We start from the raw sequence: 17,625 nt of genomic DNA, 5'->3' as shown, positions 1-17,625 counted from the left end.
CTTCTACAGCCCTGAATAGGAGTGAAGGCCGTTGAAGAACTGGTTGACGATGGTGAAATTGAAGACCACGCACAAGTAGCCCACGATCGACAGCCAGGCCGCGCGGGTCCCGGTCCAGCCGCGGGTGGCCCGGGCGTGCAGGTAGCCGGCGTAGACCACCCAGATCACGAACGTCCACACTTCCTTGGTATCCCAGCCCCAGAAACGGCCCCAGGCCTTCTCCGCCCAGATGGCGCCGAACATCAGCGTGAAAGTCCAGCCGATGAAGGCTATGGCGTTGATCCGGTAGGAGAGGTTTTCCAGACTCAGGGCTGACGGCACCAGGCGCATGAATCCCAGTTTGTCAGGGCCGCCGGCGGCGAGCGTCTTCTGCCGGTGCGACTGGACCAGCTGAAGCGCCGACATGGCAAAGGTGAGGGTGAACAGGGCCGAGGAGAGCACGGCGATGGAGACGTGGATGATCAGCCAGTAGCTCTGGAGCGCGGGGACCAGGTGCCCCACCGGAGTCCAGTAGGCCACGGAGGCAGCAACCAGCATGATGATGGCCAGGCCGAGCACGAAGGTGCCCAGGAAGCGCAGGTCGCGGCGGATGAGGGCCAGCAGGAACACGGCCGCCACCAGGAACGCGCCGGTTGTGAGGAATTCGTACATGTTGCCCCACGGCACACGCCCGGCACCCAGGGCCCGGGTCAGCACGCCGGCGGCGTGGATCGCGGCGCCCAGGACGGTCAGGGCGACGGCGACCCGGGCGGGCACACGGCGTTCCCCGGCGTAGCGCATGTTTCCGTCGGCGGTGCCGTCCTCGACGGTGAGGCCCGACGTCGGGCGCTCCGCCCGTCCTTCCGGCCCGTCGGCGTCGTTCCCGCCCCCACGGCCGGCAGCCACCGGAATCCTGACTTCGGCAGCGGCCGAAGAAGCCGCTTTCCGGTCCACGGCCTGCAGCGTCTTGGAGCTGTTGGCGAGGTCCCAGGCGAAGGCGATGAACGCCACGGTGTAGGTGCCGGCGGCGAGCAGCATGAACAGTTCGCTGTACTGGCCCATGGTTTCGTTGATGCGGAGCATTACTGGTCCTTCCTGGTGGTTGAAGAGAGGGTGCCGGAGGTATCGGAGGCAAGCTGCCACTGGCGGGTGAGGATTTCTCGGATCGCGGCGGCCTCGCCGGCCAGGCGGTGGTCCTCGCCGCGGGCCAGCAGCCCGTATTCGACCATGGTGCGGCCGTCTTCGTGGGTTCCCGTCCTGACCCACACGCGGCGGCGGTTCACGTAGAGCGAGGTGACCAGTCCGGCTACGGCCAACAGCGAAAACACCAGTACCCCTGTCTGGCCGGGCGTGGAGCGGACGTCGACCCCGATGTAGCGTTTGAGCCCGTCAAAACTGATGCTGCCTTTCCCGTCGGGAAGAGTGTAGGTGGCGCCCGCGCCGAGGGTGATGCCGCCCGCCGGCAGGTCCCGGCCGTTGAGCTGCGTCAGGTTCTTCACATCCAGGACGTAGACGTTCTGCGGGAGGCCGGTGTCCAGTCCAAGGTCCCCGTAGTAGGAGTTCAGGCTCAGCTGTGGGTTCAACGGGTCGGGGTCAAAGCTGTAGGAGACGCCCTGGTCGTTCTTGATCGCCGAGGGCAGGAAGAACCCGACGAAGCCCAGCTGCGACGGTGCGGCGTCGGGGACCTTGATCACGACGGAGGAGGTATAGACGCCGTCGCTCGGGACAGACACCACGGGGCCGCTGAAGGCGGTCTTACCGGTCCCGTCCTTGACGGTCACGACGGGGGCGTAGCCGTTGCCGACAAGGAACATCCCGGTTTCACCGAAGTAGAGCGGATCGTTGACCTTCAGGATCTGCTGGCGCGGCGGCGCGTCTGCTCCGTCCCTGGTGGTCAGGGCGGCGGTGAAGTCGATCGGCTGGCCGAACTGTTTTGTTGATTCCCTGTCGAAGCGGACCTCGAACTTATCCAGTGTGACGCCGAAGGGCTCCAGCCATGCGGGGTTGAAGTTTGTCCCGGGCGTGAAGGCGTCGTAGCTGACAAGGGTGTTGATGAAGCTGTCGCCTTCAACGATGATCTTTTGTCCGCGGTATCCGAACATGCCCCCGATCGCCACGCAGACCAGCACGCCGATCAGCGAGGTGTGAAAGAGCAGGTTGCCGGCCTCCTTCAGGAAACCGCGCTCGGCGCCCAGGGAAGGCCGGTCGCCGTCGGCGTCGCGGACCTCGACCCGGTATCCCCGCTTCTTCAACACTGCCGCGGCATCGCTGATGGCGGCCGCCGCGGAGGTTCCCGCGTCCGCGGGGAGGACCATGGTTCCGTACTCGGGCAGCCGGGACAGCCGTCGTGGCGTGCGTGGCGGGCTGGAGCGCAGGGCCTTGTAGTGCGCCCTGGCCCGGGGCAGTACGCAGCCGATCAGGGAAATGAAGAGCAGCAGGTAGATGGCGGAGAACCAGACCGAGGTGTAGACATCGAAAAGCTGGAGGGCATCGACCATCGGCCCGACACCGGGGTTGTCTTTCAGGTAACGGGTGACCGCGGCTGCGTTCACCGGCCGCTGCGGGAACAGCGAGCCGGGCACCGCCGCCACGGCCAGCAGGAGCAGCAGGAACAGGGCCGTGCGCATGCTGGTCAGTTGTGTCCAGGCCCAGCGGAGCATGCCCTTGGCGCCAAGGGCCGGCAAGGTCACGGTTGCGGTTTGTTCCTGAGGTGGTTCGGTATTCGGTGGGGTAGTTGTAGTCATGGGTTGTCTTCTTGTCTTGACGGGCGGGTAGGGTGCGGACCAGTGGGGGGAGAATTCCCTAAGGTGCGTTAGTCCGCGTCCACGGCCTCGTTGACGGCGCCCTCGATGAGGGATTTCAGGATGCCCTGGTCGGCCAGGCCCAGGATCCGGGAAGCGACCCTGCCCTGTTTATCGATCACGAGCGTGGTGGGGACGGCCTGCGGTGGGACGTACTGCGTCATGGCCAGCAGGATGCCGCCATCCTTGTCCTGCAGAGTGGGGTAGGTGACGCCGAAGGTCCGCTCGAAGGCGGTGGCAGCAGGTTCTTCATCGCGGACGTTCACGCCGTAGAACTGGACTCCCTTGGACTTGAACTGTTCGGAGAGGGCTTGGAGCCGGGGTGTTTCAAGGCGGCAAGGGGCGCACGCCGCGTACCAGAAATTCAGCACGGTCACTTTGCCGGCCCAGCCGCGGGAATCGACCGCAGTACCGTCAAAGAGGGCGCCTTTCAGGACGATCGGCTGCTTGCGGTCCGCCGGAGCATATTCGGTAACGGACCCGTCGCCGGCGATGTAGTTCTTGTTATCACCCGCTTTGGCCTGCTGCGACAGAGCATCGCCGCTGCTGCCGCACCCGGAAAGCAAAAGAGCCCCAACCCCGGTCAGAAGGGTCGATGAGATGAGTCGTCGACGCGAGAGGAGGGCCGGATGCTGCTGCGCACCCGCACCCGTGGGTGATGGTGTTGTGGCTGGGGGATCAAACATGGCAATCCTTAGAAATTGTAACTTCCGGTTGGTCTTGGCTAAGGCCCGGTGCACACGTCGCCGGGGCGGGAACGCCAGGCCACTGGACCGGTTTCGATCTGCACTTTGAGGTCATGGTGAACGGCCGGACCGTCAATCCGGCCTCGTTCATGCGGGAGGCGCCCCCAGCACGGGCTGGTGCCGTACCCGATCGGGCGGGCAGTTCAGCGCTCATTGGTGCCCTCCCGCAGGCGGGGACCATTAAGGTGTTCGCGGTTCAGGGCCTCCAGTTCCTCATCCGTGAGCTCGTCGAAGGTCCGCGCTTCGCGCCGGTCGCTGCGGGCGAAGCGGACGAACATCAGGATGATCAAGGGCACGTCCACGGCTTCGGCCAGGAACCACAGCAGGTCCCCGGCAAGCTGCTGGTCCCGCAACGGGTTCGGCAGCCAGGCCGGGTGGCCGGCCACGACCTGGGTTGCCCCGTCCAGAACCTGGGGGCTGATCCGCAGCAACACTCCCGGCAGGGCATCTGCGACGAGTTCGATGAACACGAAGATGAACTCAACAATGATCAGGGACGTGGCGTCCTTTGTTGATCCTTCTTCGATGATCGGTACCACCATCAGCATGCCCGCCAGCGGGACGAGGACGGTCAATGCCGAGTCCCACACGGGGTCCGTCCGCATTGGGTAGAACGCCGGGGTCAGGAAGAGAGTGAACAGGGCCAAGCCCAGCAACGCCGCCACGACGGTGTTGCTTAACACCCTGATCACCCGATGCCCCAGAAAAGCCTGCAACCGCTCTTGGCCGGTGTCCCCCAGCACTTCCCGGGCCAGGGTCAAGGGCTTGCCGGCGGCGACGAGCAGCGGGACGAGGAACAGGTATGAGGTGATCTTCAACGTGAAGGCCCAGCGCAAATCATGGCTGTAAGCGCCGGTGAACCCGAAACTCAGCACTGCGAAACTGCCAAGACCCGGACCGAAGAAGATCATGGTCCTCCACCACGGCCACCGCACGTTTCGGCGCCTGGCAGTCCGCAGGCCCAGCGCATACAGAGCACCGGCCGCTACCGTGATGGCCAGGGCCGGCCAGTTTAGCGTCCACGAGGACACGACCACGTCCCAGGGCGGCATGATCAGCTCTTCTTCTTCTTAGTCTCTGTCCGGCCGGCAAGGATAGCGCCGATCATGAACAGGGCCGCTCCGGTCGGATACCCGGCGTAGAGATCCAGGGTCAGGCTGGGTTGCTCGCCGGACGGTGCCAGGTGCAGAATCCAGTGCCAGATGGCGACCCCGGCACCCGCGGCCATGAGCACCTGGCCGAGGCGCACGAGCCGCCGGTGACGACGATGCGCGGCCTCATGGTCTGCGACTGCCTTGTTGTCTTTCATGGGTTCTCCCTTTCGATGATGTGACCGTGCTAGACGATGTGACCGTGCTCAGCCGTTGCTGCCGCCGGTGCAGGCAGCACCGGGTTCCGGAGAGTTCGGCGACTGGGCGTAGGCGCTGATGAAGGCGGGGATGCGGGTGTCTGCGGCGTCGTCCAGGGTGAGCTGGGTTCCCCATGCGGTGGCTGTGACGGGCGTGGTCTGGTCTTTGTCCGGGCTGAGCAGCACGTAGCGGTTGCCCTTGGCCAGTTCCGTGAGCCGGCTGACCGCTTCCGGTGGGAGGTCCGGTTTGTAGGTCAGCCACACGGCGCCGTGTTCCAGGGAATGGACCGCGCGTTGGTCATTGACCGGCTCGGTATAGCTGCCGCAGTTCGTCCAGACCCCTGCATGGTCTCCGCCGACCCCGGGCTCCTGGGGGTAGGAGACGGCGTCCTGAACGTGGTTGCGGGACAGGTCCGTGAAGGTTTGGACTCCCTCGATGGGCTTCTTCGCTGCCTCGGTGGCGGCGTTTCGTTCCTGGACGGCTCCGGTAACGACGATCGCGACGGCGGTAATGATGGCAGCCAGGACCAGGCCGAAGCTGCCGTAGACGAGGATGTTCCATTTGCGCTGCTTGGCCTTCTGTTTGGCCCGGAGCTCGGCCAGGATGGCCTGGTTCTCAGCGCGTCGCTTGCTGGCATTACTCATGCAGGGTCTCCTTTACTGGTGTGAGAAGAGGGCTGGGGTTCCTCCGGCCGCGTGCCGGGCACGAAGGACCGGGGACCGGATCTGAGGATCTGAAAGAGGGCCAGCCCGGCCAGGAAGAGCAGTCCGGAGACCCAGGTGTTCACGCGCAGGCCCAGGATGAGGTTGGCGGGGTCCGAACGCATCAGTTCGAAGGCGAAACGTCCCGTGGTGTAAAAGACGATGTAGAGCGCGAACACGGACCCGGCACCGAGGGAATACTTCCGGTCCAGGAACATCAGCAGTGACGCTGCGGCCAGGCACCACAGCGACTCATAAAGGAACGTGGGCTGAAAATATCCGAGGACTTCCGGTGTGCCGTCGGCTGAGAGGACGGCCTGCCCGGTGGCCTGGTCCATGTCATAGATCTGGAGTTTCCATGGCAGGTCGGTGGGTCCGCCGTAGAGTTCGTTGTTGAACCAGTTGCCCCACCTGCCCAGGCCTTGGGCGATCAGCAACCCGGGCGCTGCCGCGTCCACGAACGCCGTGAAGGGGACTCCTGCGCGACGGGCGCCGATGGCTGCCCCGACCAGGCCCAAGGCCACGGCGCCCCAGATGCCCAGTCCGCCTTCCCAGATCCGGAACGCGCCCCAAGGGTCCCTGCCGGGGCCGAAATACAGCTGGTTGTCGGTGATGACGTGGTAGAGCCTGCCCCCGAGAATGCCGAACGGCACGGCCCAGACCACGATGTCCAGGGTCTGGGATGTCGTGCCGCCGCGGATACGGAGCCGGCGGGCCGTGAGCCAGGTGCCGATCACGATGCCGGCCAGGATGGCGAGTGCGTAGAAGCGGATGGTTAGCGGCCCCAGCTCGAAGGCGCTGATGGTCGGGGACGGTATGAAGAAGTCCGTGGTTGCTAAGGGTCGCATGATACCTGTCACTTGATGTAGGAGAAGAGGGCCATCATGCCCTTTTCTGCGTGGTAGGCGTTGTGGCAGTGGGCGAGCCACTGGCCCGGGTTGTCCGCGTCAAAAATCACGCTGACGGTCTGTTTGGGCCTTACGATGACGGTGTCTTTGCGGGCACCGCCGTCACCGACCTGGAAGGTGTGGCCGTGGAGGTGCATGGGGTGCCACATGTCGGTGTCGTTGATGAACTTCACTTCCACGCGTTCACCGGCCTTGAGCTCGAAGGCGTTCTCGAACGGTTTGGCCATGTCGAAGCGGACGCCGTTGATGCCCCAGTCGTATTTCTCCATTCCGCCGGTGAGTTTGAGCTCGTGGGTGCGGTCCGCGGTCCTGGCTTTGAGGGTGACCGAGGGGTCGGCCTTGAGCTGCCCGCCGTCGACCGTGGTTCCGTCCAGTTCGTTCGGCAGCACCGCCGGCAACGGCTGCTTTCCCGTGCCCGTGCTGATGAACCCAAGGGCCTGCCCGATTTTTCCTTCGGGCAGCGCCAGCACCGGGGTGTACCCTTCCCGGACCGTCAGCAGCGCGTCGACGCGTTCGCCCATGCCCAGCACCACGGCGTCGACCTCCTGGTGTTTGACCGGGAATCCGTCCGTGTGGGTGAGGGCGAGTTTCTGCCCAGGGATTCCGACACGGTAGGCAGTGTCCCCGGCGGCGTTGATGATCCTCAACCGGATCACGTCCCCGGCCCTGGCGGCCTGGATCTCGGCCTGCTCCGGGGTTTTTCCGTTGAACAGGTGGAACGGGTAGCCCACGTCCCCGGCATCCCCGCCAAGGAAATCGCTGCGCGAGCCCATCAGCATGTGCTTCATCTGCGGAACTGCTGATTCCGTTGGCCCCGGGAAGGAGCCGCCGGAACCTGACCCCATGGAGCTGTGGTCCATGCCGCCCATGGACATTCCCTGGGAGAGTTCGGCCAGGACCTCGTCCGGGGTCCCCGTGATGCCGTCCATCCAGTCATCGAGGACTATGACCCAGTCCTTGTCGTATTTCAGTGGTTCCGCCGGGTCCTCGATAATCATCGCCCCATACAGTGCGCGTTCGCGCTGCATGTCCATATGGGAGTGGTACCAGTACGTGCCCGGGTGCGGGAGCCGGAAGTCATAGGCAAATCCGGCTCCGGCGGCGATCGGATCCTGCGTGACATGCTGGACGCCGTCCTGGTCGTTCCTCAGTGCCAGCCCATGCCAATGGATGGCCGTCTCCTCGTCCAGTCCGTTCTCCAGGTTTACCGTGAGCCGGTCGCCGGCCTTCGCCCGGATCGTGGGGGCGACAAGATTCCCGTTATAGCCCCAGGTCGTAACCGATTTCCCGGCCACTATTGCTGTAATGGTGCCGGCGTTCAGGTCCTGGCTCACGGTCGCCCCGGTGAAGGGCCGGTCTGCTTCGAGGTCCGCGATGGCGGGGTCGGTTGGCAGTACCCGGACGGCATTTGAGACCGGCGTATTCGAGCAGGCTGCCAGGGCGGCAGCCGCCGCGCCGGCCACCGACAGGCCCAAAAAGAAGCGGCGGTTCAGATTAATGTTCATGAATAGTCCTTGGTGCGGCGGGAGGTATCGTTCCGCGCGGTTGTCAGATGGGGGTAAGGAAAGTCCCGGAGAGGTTTTGCAGCTGGTAGATCCACTGCACCCAAACACCGGTGACCATGAGCACACCGAGGATCATGAGCATGGCGGCGCCGGCGATGTTGACGATCCGGACGTGCCGGCGCACGAAGGCCAGGGCTGAACTGACCCAGCCCAGTCCCATGGCCGTCAGGGTGAAGGGAATGCCCAGGCCCAGGCAGTAGGCGAACGCGAGCAGGGCCCCGCGGCTGGCGCTTCCGGTGGTGACACTCAACGACAGCACGGCACTCAGTGTCGGGCCCATGCACGGTGTCCAGCCGAGACCGAACACAATGCCGAGCAACGGGGCACCGGCCAGCCCGGTCCTGCGGCTAAATGATATTTTCCGGGTCTGCTGCAGCCAGGGCACGAACCCGAGCAGCGCCAGTCCCATCAGGAGCACCACGGCGCCAAGGACGCGCATCAAAGTGTCCTGCCACTGCAGGAGCCAGGCCCCGATGGCCCCGAACGCGGCCCCGTAGAGGGTGAATACGGCAGCGAACCCCAGCACGAAGAGTCCGACCCCGGCCAGGACCCGGCGGCGGTTGCGCGGCTGGGTGGGGTCGGTCAGTCCTGACACGTACCCGAGATAGCCGGGAACCAGCGGCAGGATGCAAGGCGACAGGAAAGACACCAGGCCGGCAACCATGGCCAGCGGTATGGCAATGACCAAGGCACCGGAGGTGACCGTGGACGCGAAAAACCCGCCGATGTTCATGGCATCAGGAGGCATCGGCGAGCCGCAACGAGTACGCCCGTGGTCACAGCTGACCGGGGGACGTTCGGGCCGGGAGCCGGGGGCTGGCGTCGGAATTCTTCCGTCCCGACCATCATCACCGCCCCCTTATGGGAGGCGATGATAAGGGCGGGCTTGGACGGGTCAGCACCCTGCGCGGTGTCGAGCTTTTGCATGTCCTCCGTCCCCATGCCGGTCATGCTGTAGGCCGGGGACCTCGTTGCCGGCTCGTTCCGGTTCTGCCGCCACACGGTCATTTTGTCGATCTCGGGTGCCTGCGCCGTGTTTTTGGTAGCCAGGGCGGTGACGGCGTCCGGATTGCCCTGTTTTTTGACCACCGTGTCTTTCATCTCCACGGCCTGACAGTGTGCACGATGGTCCGGTGCTCCCGCCGGGGCTGGCTGTAGGGCCGGGGCACTAGCCGCGGGGATCGCGGCAGCCGGAGGAGGATATAGGTACTTCTTATCCATGGAAAGGTTTGTCCTTCAAAATTCAGCAGACCGCCTCATGCGGGGTTGTCAACGCGCCCCGGTAAGGGGCGGGGGAAGATCCGCCAGGCGGGATACATGTTTCGGGCTTGGAGCTCAAATGCTGCGCCGGGCAAATGCCGACGCCGCCGGGCCCTTTACGTCCTGCTGATGGAAAGGTCGCCTGGAGAAGGACTTCCGGCGACGTAAAGGCTTTCGGCCGCGGGAACGATCGCGACCGGGCCGTATAGCACCGCCAAAGAGAGACCGGGCGGAGGAACTGCCAAAGACGCGGCGTCATGTGAAGGGACGCAGACTGCATCCATCCCGGCCATCGTGGCGCAGCTCTTGAAGTCGAAGCATGGGCTGGGCTCAAGGGGGCTGCTGCACGATGCCGGGGGCGCTGGCTCCGCGGCCCGGGAAACTGCCCGGCCAGTCTGTGTAGATGCCTGTCCCGGGAGCGTCTGTAGTGCTGCTGGTCCGGGTTCTGTGACGGCTCCGGACACGCTAGGGGTGCCGGTTAAAAGGTGCATTCCGAAGATTCCGGCGATGAGTGCCAGCAGCAACACCATCAGACCCGCACGGTGCAAGGACGCCGGGGTCAGGGACCGGCTCGCTGCAGGTGCGGACATGGCGTTCCTCCCTTCCGGACAGGCGTGATTTCGTTTAAGGATACCGTGTCGCGTCAGACACGCAGGCCGTTCACCCTGGTCCGCGAATACCCGGCCGCGGCTGGTTTCATCCGGCCCCGCAGCTGCGCTTTCAGCGGACGCCCTAATCGGGCACGGAAAACAGGCATGCCACGGGGGACTGGCGGGTGAAAAACCGCAGCGATGCGTCGTGCCCTGGATGCGTCGCGAACTGCCGCAGGTCCGACATTCGACTCAACAGGTCATACGCTCTGCCTCGACCGCTCAGGACCTGCGCGTCATTCCAAGCAAGGGCGGGGCCATTCACCCATACTTTGAATGTGACCCCGGATCCCTTCCCTGTGCCCTCCCTGTCTCCCTTTGACGAGTCCGCCCTTCGGGAGCTGGTTTTACGCTGGCGGGAGGATCCTGCCGGCACCTACAGGACATGGTTCCTCTGGCCTGAGCGCGTCAAGAATTTCCGCTCCCTTCGCCGTGGGATTGAGCTGGTGAGTGCGGAGATCGAGGCCGGCACGTTCGGTACCGCTTTCCGGGGTTCTTCACTTGAGACGGTGGTGCATGGGGTCGCCGAGCAACGGCAGATCTTCAAGGGTGCAGATCACGCGTTTCTTTGGAAACCCAAGCTGCGGATCCCCGACATCTATGAGGACCGCGAGAACCAATTGGCGTTCGGCCGGATGTTGGAGACGTGCCGGTGCTGCAATACGGAGGCGCAATTGCTGGCGGCAGTGAGGTCGTTCACCCGGCGGAAAGTCAAGGGGCTGGGCCCGGCCGCCGCTAATCTGCTGTATTTCCTGCACCCCACGCTGATGCCGCCGTTCAACACCGCGATCGTCAAGGGCTATAACGCGTTGACCGGAAGCAAGGTGAAGCTCGGAAGCTGGGACGAATACCTGAGCATGCGCGAGGGCGTGATGTCCATCAACACTGCATTCCGGGATTTGCTCTCGAACGACCTCGGCGCGATCGCCGGCTTGCTCTTCGACATCGGGAGCGGCCGTTTCCCTGCCCCACCGCTGCCGGGTCCCGAGACAGCCGCAGCGAGGGCAGCGTGGCATGCCGACCTTGCCCGGGTCCGTGAGGAAGCAAGGCTGGACAAGGCGCAGGCCGTCGCGGAGCGCGATGACCTCACTCACACCGAAGTGCAGGGGTGGCTGCGTGACCTCGGACTCTCGCTCGGGTTCGATGTGTGGATCGCCAGCAACGATCGCGGCAGAGCCTACGCGGGAGGCCGCCTGGCCGACGGCTGCCTGACGGAGCTGCCGGCAGGGCTGGTGAACGGCACCGCCGCCAGCGCCATCAGGCTCATTGACGTCCTGTGGCTGGAACCGGGCGGAAGCGTGACCGCCGCCTTCGAAGTTGAGCACAGCACATCGATATACTCAGGAATCGTCCGCATGCTTGATCTGGCTCTCTCGGGTGAAACCGGGGCAGTAGAGGCACTGTATCTCGTGGCTCCGGATGCCCGTGAGGAGGAAGTTCGGACCCAGCTCCGGCGACCGGCCTTCAGCCGGATCACTGATCTGCACGTCCGATACCTGCCCTATGGGGAGCTCGAGACGAACCGGCACGCGATAGCCCGTTTCGGGCGTGGCCTGCATCCTGTCGAGCAGCTTGCCCGCGACCTGGGCTGAACATCTCGGCCACGACGGCGCATCTGCAGGATGAGGACTATCCTGCCGAGGGACCGAAGCCGAGACAAGACTCACGGGGTCGGTACGGCGACCTTCTGGTCGTCCGGATCCGTCCGCCGGGCAACCCAGAAATTGGCAGCACCGAATCAACAAGAACCATCGCCAGTGCGCTTCCTGTCCAATTATTCGTGCGCCACCAGAACAGGGCCAGAAGAACGTAGGCAAGGAACAGCGCACCGCGGACCGGACCCAAACCTGAATTCCGCAGCCTGTCCCGTCAAATACTTCACCATCATTGCCGGAATGAGCACCAGCCATGAACAGTTTCAGCCGCGGCCAGCACCCGGGATCACGCAGAAATCCTTTGGAAGGCCGTAGGAGCCTCAGGCGCTGAAGGAATGCCGGACAAACGCATCATCGGCCATGCATAGGGTCTGCCTCCGGCTCGGCCTCTTCGTGCCCGTTAGGGGAGTTGTGGCCGCGGTCGGCACGGCACGAAGGCGGCCCTGAAATCGTGCCTGTTCATAGTGGACCTTGCCCGGCCAGCTAGTGCAAGAGGTGGCAGAACCTTGTCCGGGTCACGGCGCTGCAACGTCCATTTTCCGTCCGTTCGGCCGCCGGGATTCGTCTGCTGGGCTGTTTCTAGCTTCGGGGCTTGACGGCCGGGGCGTCCAACGATGCGGGCACCGCGTCCGCCGGCTCACCGCTTGCCGCCGGTTCCGAAGCGGGCCTGGCGTCATGGCGGCCGAGGCGTTTGTGCCACCAGCGCAGGAGGTGGTCGATGACGATGCCCACAACGACTGCGAACGCCACGGCTATGCCGGCGCTGAGCAAAGGGTTGCTGTGCAGCCAGGGGAAGGAACCGGCCAGCATGCCGAGTCCGACCGAATACACCACCCAGGTGATGCACGCGAAAGCATCCAGGAAGAAGAACCGGCGGCGCGGAAAGGCGGTGGTGCCCGCAACATAATTCACGGCCACGCGCCCCCACGGGATGTAACGCGCCGTGAAGATCAGCACGGCGCCGCGCTTCTCCAGCTCATATTGTGCCCAGCCAAACACCTTCCGGACCTTCGGTTTACGCATCCACCCCCACCGCTCCAGGCCGATTTTCCGGCCGAGCAGGTAGGCCGTATTGTCCCCCGCGATGGCTCCGAGCAGGGCGGTGACGCCAAGAATCCACAGTCTGGGTTCGCCGCTTTGCCGAGAGAAGGCCGCCAGCGCGACGATGAGGGTCTCGCTGGGGACGACCATCGCGAAGCCGTCAACAAAGAAGAAGACGAGCAGAAGCGGGTAGATCCACCATTGTCCGGCCGCATCGAGCACGGTTTGACTAATAATCTCCATGCGGGCATCTCCCAGACAAAATAGAGGCGATGGAAATCGCTCTTCAGTGTCTCATGGCCCGGCGTCGGCTGTGACCCAGGCACGGTCCGATCCGAAGCGCCCGGGTTTGACGCCGCGGTGAAATCCGCCAATGAGCCCCACATCTCCTGCCACGCTCTGGGCGATGTTGGCTGGGGTTATCCTGCCCGGAAAGCGTGCAGCCCGGAATCAGAGAGTTCTCATCAACGCGGCGACCCACACGTGGCCCACTAATCCTTGGGGCCGGGCCAGGTTCTGCGGTAGCTGACCAACCGCGACAGGGCGTTATGTTTGAAGGCGCCTGCGTCCGTACCGCGTCACGGCGTAGTGCTTGTAGATGAAGGGCAGTGTGGCTTTCAGCAGCCCCATCGGGCCGGCCCCGGCGACATCCTTGAGCTCGGGTCCACCCTTGCTCAGAGTGCCGGTCTTGTCGAACAACTCGACGTCGATGGTCCGCATGCTCCTGGTCTTGCTCAACACCCCGGCCGCGGCTGCCGCTCAGCGCGTTGTCGGGGGTGCCCGGATTCACCAGGGTGGCAGGCGAGTCTGTACTGTTTGAGTGCTGGATTCACCAAGAAGATGGTGTCAGGCGCATCGGGGCGGTCGTTCGGTGGCCACGCCCGAAACCACGATACTAAGGAATAGAGAAACCCGATGAGTGATAAGGAAGAGATGCCCCGCATGTCAGAAGCGGTCCCGGTCACGGGTGCAGGCGGGCCCCAGATGCCGCTCGGTGCCCGGCGCCTTTTCATCATTGGATCCCTGGGCGTTCTCGCTGGAATAGTGGCAGGCCGTTTTTACTTCAGTGGCCTGGTCCTGGCCGTCGCAGGCATAGCGCTGCTGGGCGTGGCGCTTTCGTATCGGGACAAGAAACCATGGATGTCGCCGATCTCGTGGGTTGTCTGTGTCGCGGGCGGGCTGTGGACGGCTATCACTGCAGCTTATGGCTGGTCGATCAGCACGGAGGCGGATGCAGCGTCCTCGCATTCTGAGTTCGCCGGATGGTTGTTCACATCCGGATACGTCATGTTCGTTGTCATGGCAATTGGCGTCGCATCGGCGGTCGTAGTCAGGATCATTCGGCGGCGCCCCAAAGCCCATCCTTGAGCAACCATGACCGCCCCGTGTCCATGGACCTCATGGGCTGCGCCCCGCCGCTACTTGGTGGCCGACGACGGTCAAAGCCGGCCGCTTTGTCTTTGAATCAATGCGCCCACACGTTGCCGGCACGGTCAGGACGCCTGCAACGTGACTGCGGCTCCTTCGGGTTGCGCGCGCAGATAACCGGGGGAGCGGGGCGCCCCTGAGTGCTGCTGACCGGCCGCAGGGGGTGGATAGGTCTTTCCCCTGGGGCTAGGCACCCTCGCCGGAAGAGGGAGAAGTAACGACCGAGGCACGAATTTCGGGATGGTCCGGAGTCAGCTGGTTGAAATGAACCGACCCGCGCTTGCCTGGGCATGCGGACCACCGAGCAGGGCATCGAAACCGGCGCTTGTACCCTCGAACATGGCAGGAATCCCCAGATTTTGGATGTGCCTTTACGTGTTCGGGATGCCCACGTTTCGCTTTGAAACGGCAGTTTCAGCCTCAAAAGCCGGCTGCCATATATCCTTCCGGGCCCAGCGCGGGGGGCCATCCCACGCACCGGATAGGGTGGACAAATGCGCCCGCTCCACAAAATTACCACCGTCAGTGGTCCCATCCGATGGTTCGGTCTTCCAGCAGCAGCGGCAATCCTGGTTGTGATCACAGCCTGCTCCCCAGTCGTGGACGTAACACCCGCGAAGGATGCGGCAAACCCCGCTTGTGCACCGATGATGGTGGCTCTTCCCGACGCTATCGGGGATGCCACCCTACGCAAGACCAACAGCCAGGCCACGTCCGCCTGGGGAGATCCATCCCGCGTGATCCTCCGCTGCGGTGTCAACGTACCTGGCCCCACAACTGACAGGTGCGTCAGCGTCAACGGCATCGACTGGGTTATCAAGGAAGGGGACCCGGTGTGGACACTGACCACCTTCGGCCGCGAGCCTGCTACGGAAATCCTGATGGATCCGGACAAGATCAGTTCGGCAACAGTCCTGGCCGATCTTGCCGATGCGGTTGGAAAGATCCCGGCAACAAGGAGGTGCCTCGGGCAGGAAGACACCAGATGAGGTAGGAAAGAGCCGCCACAGTGCGTCCCACAGACCTCGCCAAGCATGCAGATCCGGCCAAACGCACCCCTCCCTCGCGGTGACTCCGGTCAATGACCGTGAAGGGCCGGACCGTAGCGGCTTCGGTCCTGGGTTCCCAGTTGGCTGTGCAGCATGCGGCTACGGCTGGCGAATTCTACGCGCGCTGCGCTGGACCCGGCGCCAAGAAACTTCAGGGTGCTGAAGTTTCGGGTTCACCGGTGTGCCACAGCGTGAACTGCGTTTATGCCGAAGTCGTCGGGGCGGAGCAGGGCCAGGACGATCAATCAACTGGCACTCAGGGGCTACCTGGTCACGCTCGACTTCGCAGGCCGAGCCAAGGACTCACGACGAAGATTAATTTCGCGGTCAAGACCGGCAGTTTTTCCTGTACGGATTCGGTTGTGTTGCCGAATAAGAGAACGGCCCGGACCCAGGGTTCGGAAGGTCGCATCTGGTGTGGCTCGAGAAGTCCGCGCTGATGCCCATCGAAAACCGTGATCCCTTGGCGGTCCGAATTCTTGGGTGGGCGGATCCCGGTTCTCAATTGTGATGCTGGACTTCCTCGACCGGTCAACGGTGACCATCCATGGCGTCGAGGCGGCTGGTTCCCGCCGTTCCGTAAAAGGAGTTGGCACGGCAGGCGGGAACGGTGGACCCTTCCGTGCGGCGGCCGGCTCTTGCGGAATCGAAAGCGCGGCGGCTATGGAGACCTGTAGCCTTGTTGGAAGAAGAAGTCGCACTGATGTGCGTGGTGTGACGGCGCACAGTCAAGGAGAATCCATATGGCCGGATCTGAAAACCCCCGCAGGACCATGGAATCCCCGCGAGACGCTCCCGGGATTCCGCCACAACCGCTGGCGGGAGGCCAGGAAACCGCCGGCGACATCACCGGCCGCCCCGGGGATCCGGTCCGCCCAGCGACAGCCGGGCCGGGCATCGGGGGATCAACCAGCGACTTGCCCACCAGCGCCGACAGCGCACCTTCGAGGGGGCACGCGGCCGTCCCAGGATCCCTGTTCCGACGATTCCTTCAGGTCCTTGTGGCGGTGTTCTTCCCGGTGATTGTGGTCGCCGGTGCCGTCCGGGCTGTGACTTCGCCGTTGTTCCTCTGGGTCGAATACCAGCGCCCCGGATTTCCGGCTGACAGCTTCGGCTTTTCCACCGAAGAACGCCTGATCTACGGCTCTTACACACTCGATTATGTTCTGAACCTCGCCCCGGCCGGATACCTCGGCAGACTCGTGAACGCAGAGGGCGGAAGGTTGTTCCTTGAAAGCGAAGTGGGACACATGGCGGACGTCAAGGGTGTCCTCTCGGTCTCCTTCCTCGTGGCGTTCGTGATGCTTCTGGCCGCTGTAGCCTCGTGCGTGTACCTCGCCCGCAAGTATCACGGAGCGGTCCGAAGGGCCCTGTTCTCCGGGGCGGCGCTGACGCTGGCCCTGATCGTGGCGCTGACGGTTTTTGCGGTCCTGGCCTGGGAAGCTTTCTTTACTCAGATCCATGCGTTGTTCTTCGCCGCCGGTACCTGGACGTTCCGGGTAGATGACACGCTGATCAGGCTGTTTCCCGAACAGTTCTGGACCGACGCGGCGATGACGATCGCCGCCCTCGTGTTCCTCGTCACCACGCTCACTGTTGCCTTCGGCTGGCCCGTCCGGCGGCCACGACTTCCCGAGGACGGCAACAGAGGCATGACAGCGCATGCCCGGTGAACTTGTCCGGCCGGCATCCTGTTCAGACTGGGTGAACTGGCACGGATATACCTCTGAATCGCAACGTCAACGGACAAGGCCTCGAAAGACACGAGCCCAGCCAAACTTTCCACCACCCATCAGACCCGATGCCGGCCGATTGCTGCCATCGCTCCGGCCTCTTTATGAACCCTCTGCTGCCAGCCGATACCCGTACACCGGTCAGGATTTTAGAAACCCTGCACTCAGCTGGCGTGCGCTTTGACGATGGCGCCCAGCGTCTGTTGATGTCTTGAAGGAAATTTTCATGAACAAGAAGTACATGACCATCCCGGCCGCTGCGATCGCCGCAGCCATCGCGCTGGCTGGCTGCTCAGATGGCTCCGGCGGCAGCATGCCCGGCATGAACCATGGCGGCTCCGCCATGTCATCCGGTTCCGCATCTGCGGCCACCTCCCCGCCGGCCACGGCGCCGGCAGCTGCCGTCCCGGATCAGGTCAGAGGACCCAATGATGAGAACGCGCCCCTGGTCGCGGGGATCGCGGCCGCGCTGCTGGCACTGGGCGGGGGCATCTTCTACGTGGCGCAGCGCCGGGCCAGAAACTCAGGTGCCTGAGGCCGGCCGTCGGCGGTCGAAAACGGATCATTCCTGATTCTTTCCGGGAAAGCGGACCGGGTTAGCCGTCGAGGCAAGGACCGCCCCCAGATCGAAGAGCGGCGAGGAGTAGTCCAAGCGGCAGCGGGTTCGCCGGTGCAGCGTACGTCTGCACCTTCGCTGGCTGGTCCGACGCGGCGTTCATCATCAATATATCGGGGTTGAACTCAACAGCGCCGGGCAGAT

General features: G+C 64.0%; 18 protein-coding genes. 5 read left to right on the top strand and 13 right to left on the bottom strand.

The window, feature by feature from the left end; translation table 11 throughout:
• Nucleotides 1-3: 3 nt before the first annotated feature.
• The 10 genes from ccsB to DC347_RS18175 all read right to left on the bottom strand — a co-directional run bounded on the left by ccsB (nucleotide 4) and on the right by DC347_RS18175 (nucleotide 9,156).
• Nucleotides 4-1,062 (bottom strand): c-type cytochrome biogenesis protein CcsB, encoded by a 1,059-nt coding sequence (gene ccsB, locus DC347_RS18220; RefSeq protein WP_109863956.1) that lies wholly within the window; start codon nucleotides 1,060-1,062, stop codon nucleotides 4-6.
• Nucleotides 1,062-2,723, bottom strand: a complete 1,662-nt coding sequence (locus DC347_RS18215; RefSeq protein ID WP_165838075.1) for a cytochrome c biogenesis protein ResB — start codon at nucleotides 2,721-2,723, stop codon at nucleotides 1,062-1,064. The genes ccsB and DC347_RS18215 overlap by 1 nt, the downstream gene beginning before the upstream one ends.
• 68 nt (nucleotides 2,724-2,791) lie before the next feature.
• Nucleotides 2,792-3,466, bottom strand: a complete 675-nt coding sequence (locus DC347_RS18210) for a TlpA disulfide reductase family protein (protein ID WP_109863955.1) — start codon at nucleotides 3,464-3,466, stop codon at nucleotides 2,792-2,794.
• 203 nt (nucleotides 3,467-3,669) lie between these two features.
• Nucleotides 3,670-4,578, bottom strand: coding sequence for a cytochrome c oxidase assembly protein (locus DC347_RS18205; RefSeq protein ID WP_109863954.1), 909 nt, complete (start codon nucleotides 4,576-4,578; stop codon nucleotides 3,670-3,672).
• A gap of 2 nt (nucleotides 4,579-4,580) precedes the next feature.
• A complete protein-coding gene (locus DC347_RS18200) occupies nucleotides 4,581-4,835 on the bottom strand; it encodes a hypothetical protein (RefSeq protein ID WP_109863953.1) in 255 nt (84 codons plus the stop codon).
• A gap of 48 nt (nucleotides 4,836-4,883) precedes the next feature.
• A complete protein-coding gene (locus DC347_RS18195) occupies nucleotides 4,884-5,519 on the bottom strand; it encodes a DUF3105 domain-containing protein (RefSeq protein ID WP_109863952.1) in 636 nt (211 codons plus the stop codon).
• Nucleotides 5,516-6,424, bottom strand: a complete 909-nt coding sequence (gene lgt, locus DC347_RS18190) for a prolipoprotein diacylglyceryl transferase (protein ID WP_109863951.1) — start codon at nucleotides 6,422-6,424, stop codon at nucleotides 5,516-5,518. The genes DC347_RS18195 and lgt overlap by 4 nt, the downstream gene beginning before the upstream one ends.
• Nucleotides 6,425-6,432: 8 nt before the next feature.
• Nucleotides 6,433-7,989: a multicopper oxidase family protein gene (locus DC347_RS18185; protein WP_109863950.1), complete on the bottom strand. Its 1,557-nt coding sequence runs from the start codon at nucleotides 7,987-7,989 to the stop codon at nucleotides 6,433-6,435.
• Between the two features lie 43 nt (nucleotides 7,990-8,032).
• Nucleotides 8,033-8,782, bottom strand: a complete 750-nt coding sequence (locus tag DC347_RS18180) for a cytochrome c biogenesis CcdA family protein (RefSeq protein ID WP_109863949.1) — start codon at nucleotides 8,780-8,782, stop codon at nucleotides 8,033-8,035.
• On the bottom strand, nucleotides 8,779-9,156 hold the full coding sequence (locus DC347_RS18175; protein ID WP_165838074.1) for a DUF305 domain-containing protein: 378 nt from the start codon (nucleotides 9,154-9,156) through the stop codon (nucleotides 8,779-8,781). The genes DC347_RS18180 and DC347_RS18175 overlap by 4 nt, the downstream gene beginning before the upstream one ends.
• 1,081 nt (nucleotides 9,157-10,237) lie before the next feature.
• Between DC347_RS18175 and DC347_RS18170 the strand changes: the two genes are divergently transcribed.
• A complete protein-coding gene (locus DC347_RS18170; RefSeq protein ID WP_240617851.1) occupies nucleotides 10,238-11,551 on the top strand; it encodes a type II restriction endonuclease in 1,314 nt (437 codons plus the stop codon).
• Between the two features lie 37 nt (nucleotides 11,552-11,588).
• Here the strand turns inward: DC347_RS18170 and DC347_RS22195 are convergent, their stop codons facing one another.
• The 3 genes from DC347_RS22195 to DC347_RS21730 form a co-directional block, all read right to left on the bottom strand.
• Nucleotides 11,589-11,804 carry a DUF3817 domain-containing protein gene (locus DC347_RS22195; protein WP_165838073.1) on the bottom strand — a complete coding sequence of 72 codons (216 nt, stop codon included), beginning with the start codon at nucleotides 11,802-11,804 and terminating at the stop codon, nucleotides 11,589-11,591.
• A 389-nt stretch (nucleotides 11,805-12,193) separates the two neighbouring features.
• On the bottom strand, nucleotides 12,194-12,898 hold the full coding sequence (locus DC347_RS18165; RefSeq protein ID WP_109863947.1) for a DedA family protein: 705 nt from the start codon (nucleotides 12,896-12,898) through the stop codon (nucleotides 12,194-12,196).
• A gap of 303 nt (nucleotides 12,899-13,201) precedes the next feature.
• Nucleotides 13,202-13,375, bottom strand: coding sequence for a hypothetical protein (locus DC347_RS21730; RefSeq protein WP_165838072.1), 174 nt, complete (start codon nucleotides 13,373-13,375; stop codon nucleotides 13,202-13,204).
• A 195-nt stretch (nucleotides 13,376-13,570) separates the two neighbouring features.
• Here DC347_RS21730 and DC347_RS18155 point away from each other — a divergent pair, with 195 nt between their 5' ends.
• The 4 genes from DC347_RS18155 (at nucleotide 13,571) to DC347_RS18140 (ending at nucleotide 17,400) form a co-directional block, all read left to right on the top strand.
• Nucleotides 13,571-14,023, top strand: coding sequence for a hypothetical protein (locus DC347_RS18155; RefSeq protein ID WP_109863945.1), 453 nt, complete (start codon nucleotides 13,571-13,573; stop codon nucleotides 14,021-14,023).
• Nucleotides 14,024-14,577: 554 nt separating this feature from the next.
• Nucleotides 14,578-15,072, top strand: coding sequence for a DUF3515 domain-containing protein (locus DC347_RS18150; protein WP_109863944.1), 495 nt, complete (start codon nucleotides 14,578-14,580; stop codon nucleotides 15,070-15,072).
• Between the two features lie 803 nt (nucleotides 15,073-15,875).
• Nucleotides 15,876-16,805: a TIGR01906 family membrane protein gene (locus tag DC347_RS18145; protein WP_109863943.1), complete on the top strand. Its 930-nt coding sequence runs from the start codon at nucleotides 15,876-15,878 to the stop codon at nucleotides 16,803-16,805.
• 286 nt (nucleotides 16,806-17,091) lie between these two features.
• Complete coding sequence (locus DC347_RS18140; RefSeq protein ID WP_109863942.1) at nucleotides 17,092-17,400, top strand: hypothetical protein; 309 nt, start codon at nucleotides 17,092-17,094, stop codon at nucleotides 17,398-17,400.
• Nucleotides 17,401-17,625: the final 225 nt, after the last annotated feature.

Origin of the sequence: Pseudarthrobacter sp. AG30 (genome assembly GCF_003116525.1) — a bacterium.
Classification (GTDB): Bacteria; Actinomycetota; Actinomycetes; order Actinomycetales; family Micrococcaceae; genus Arthrobacter.
This window is presented reverse-complemented; position numbering and strand designations above follow the sequence as displayed.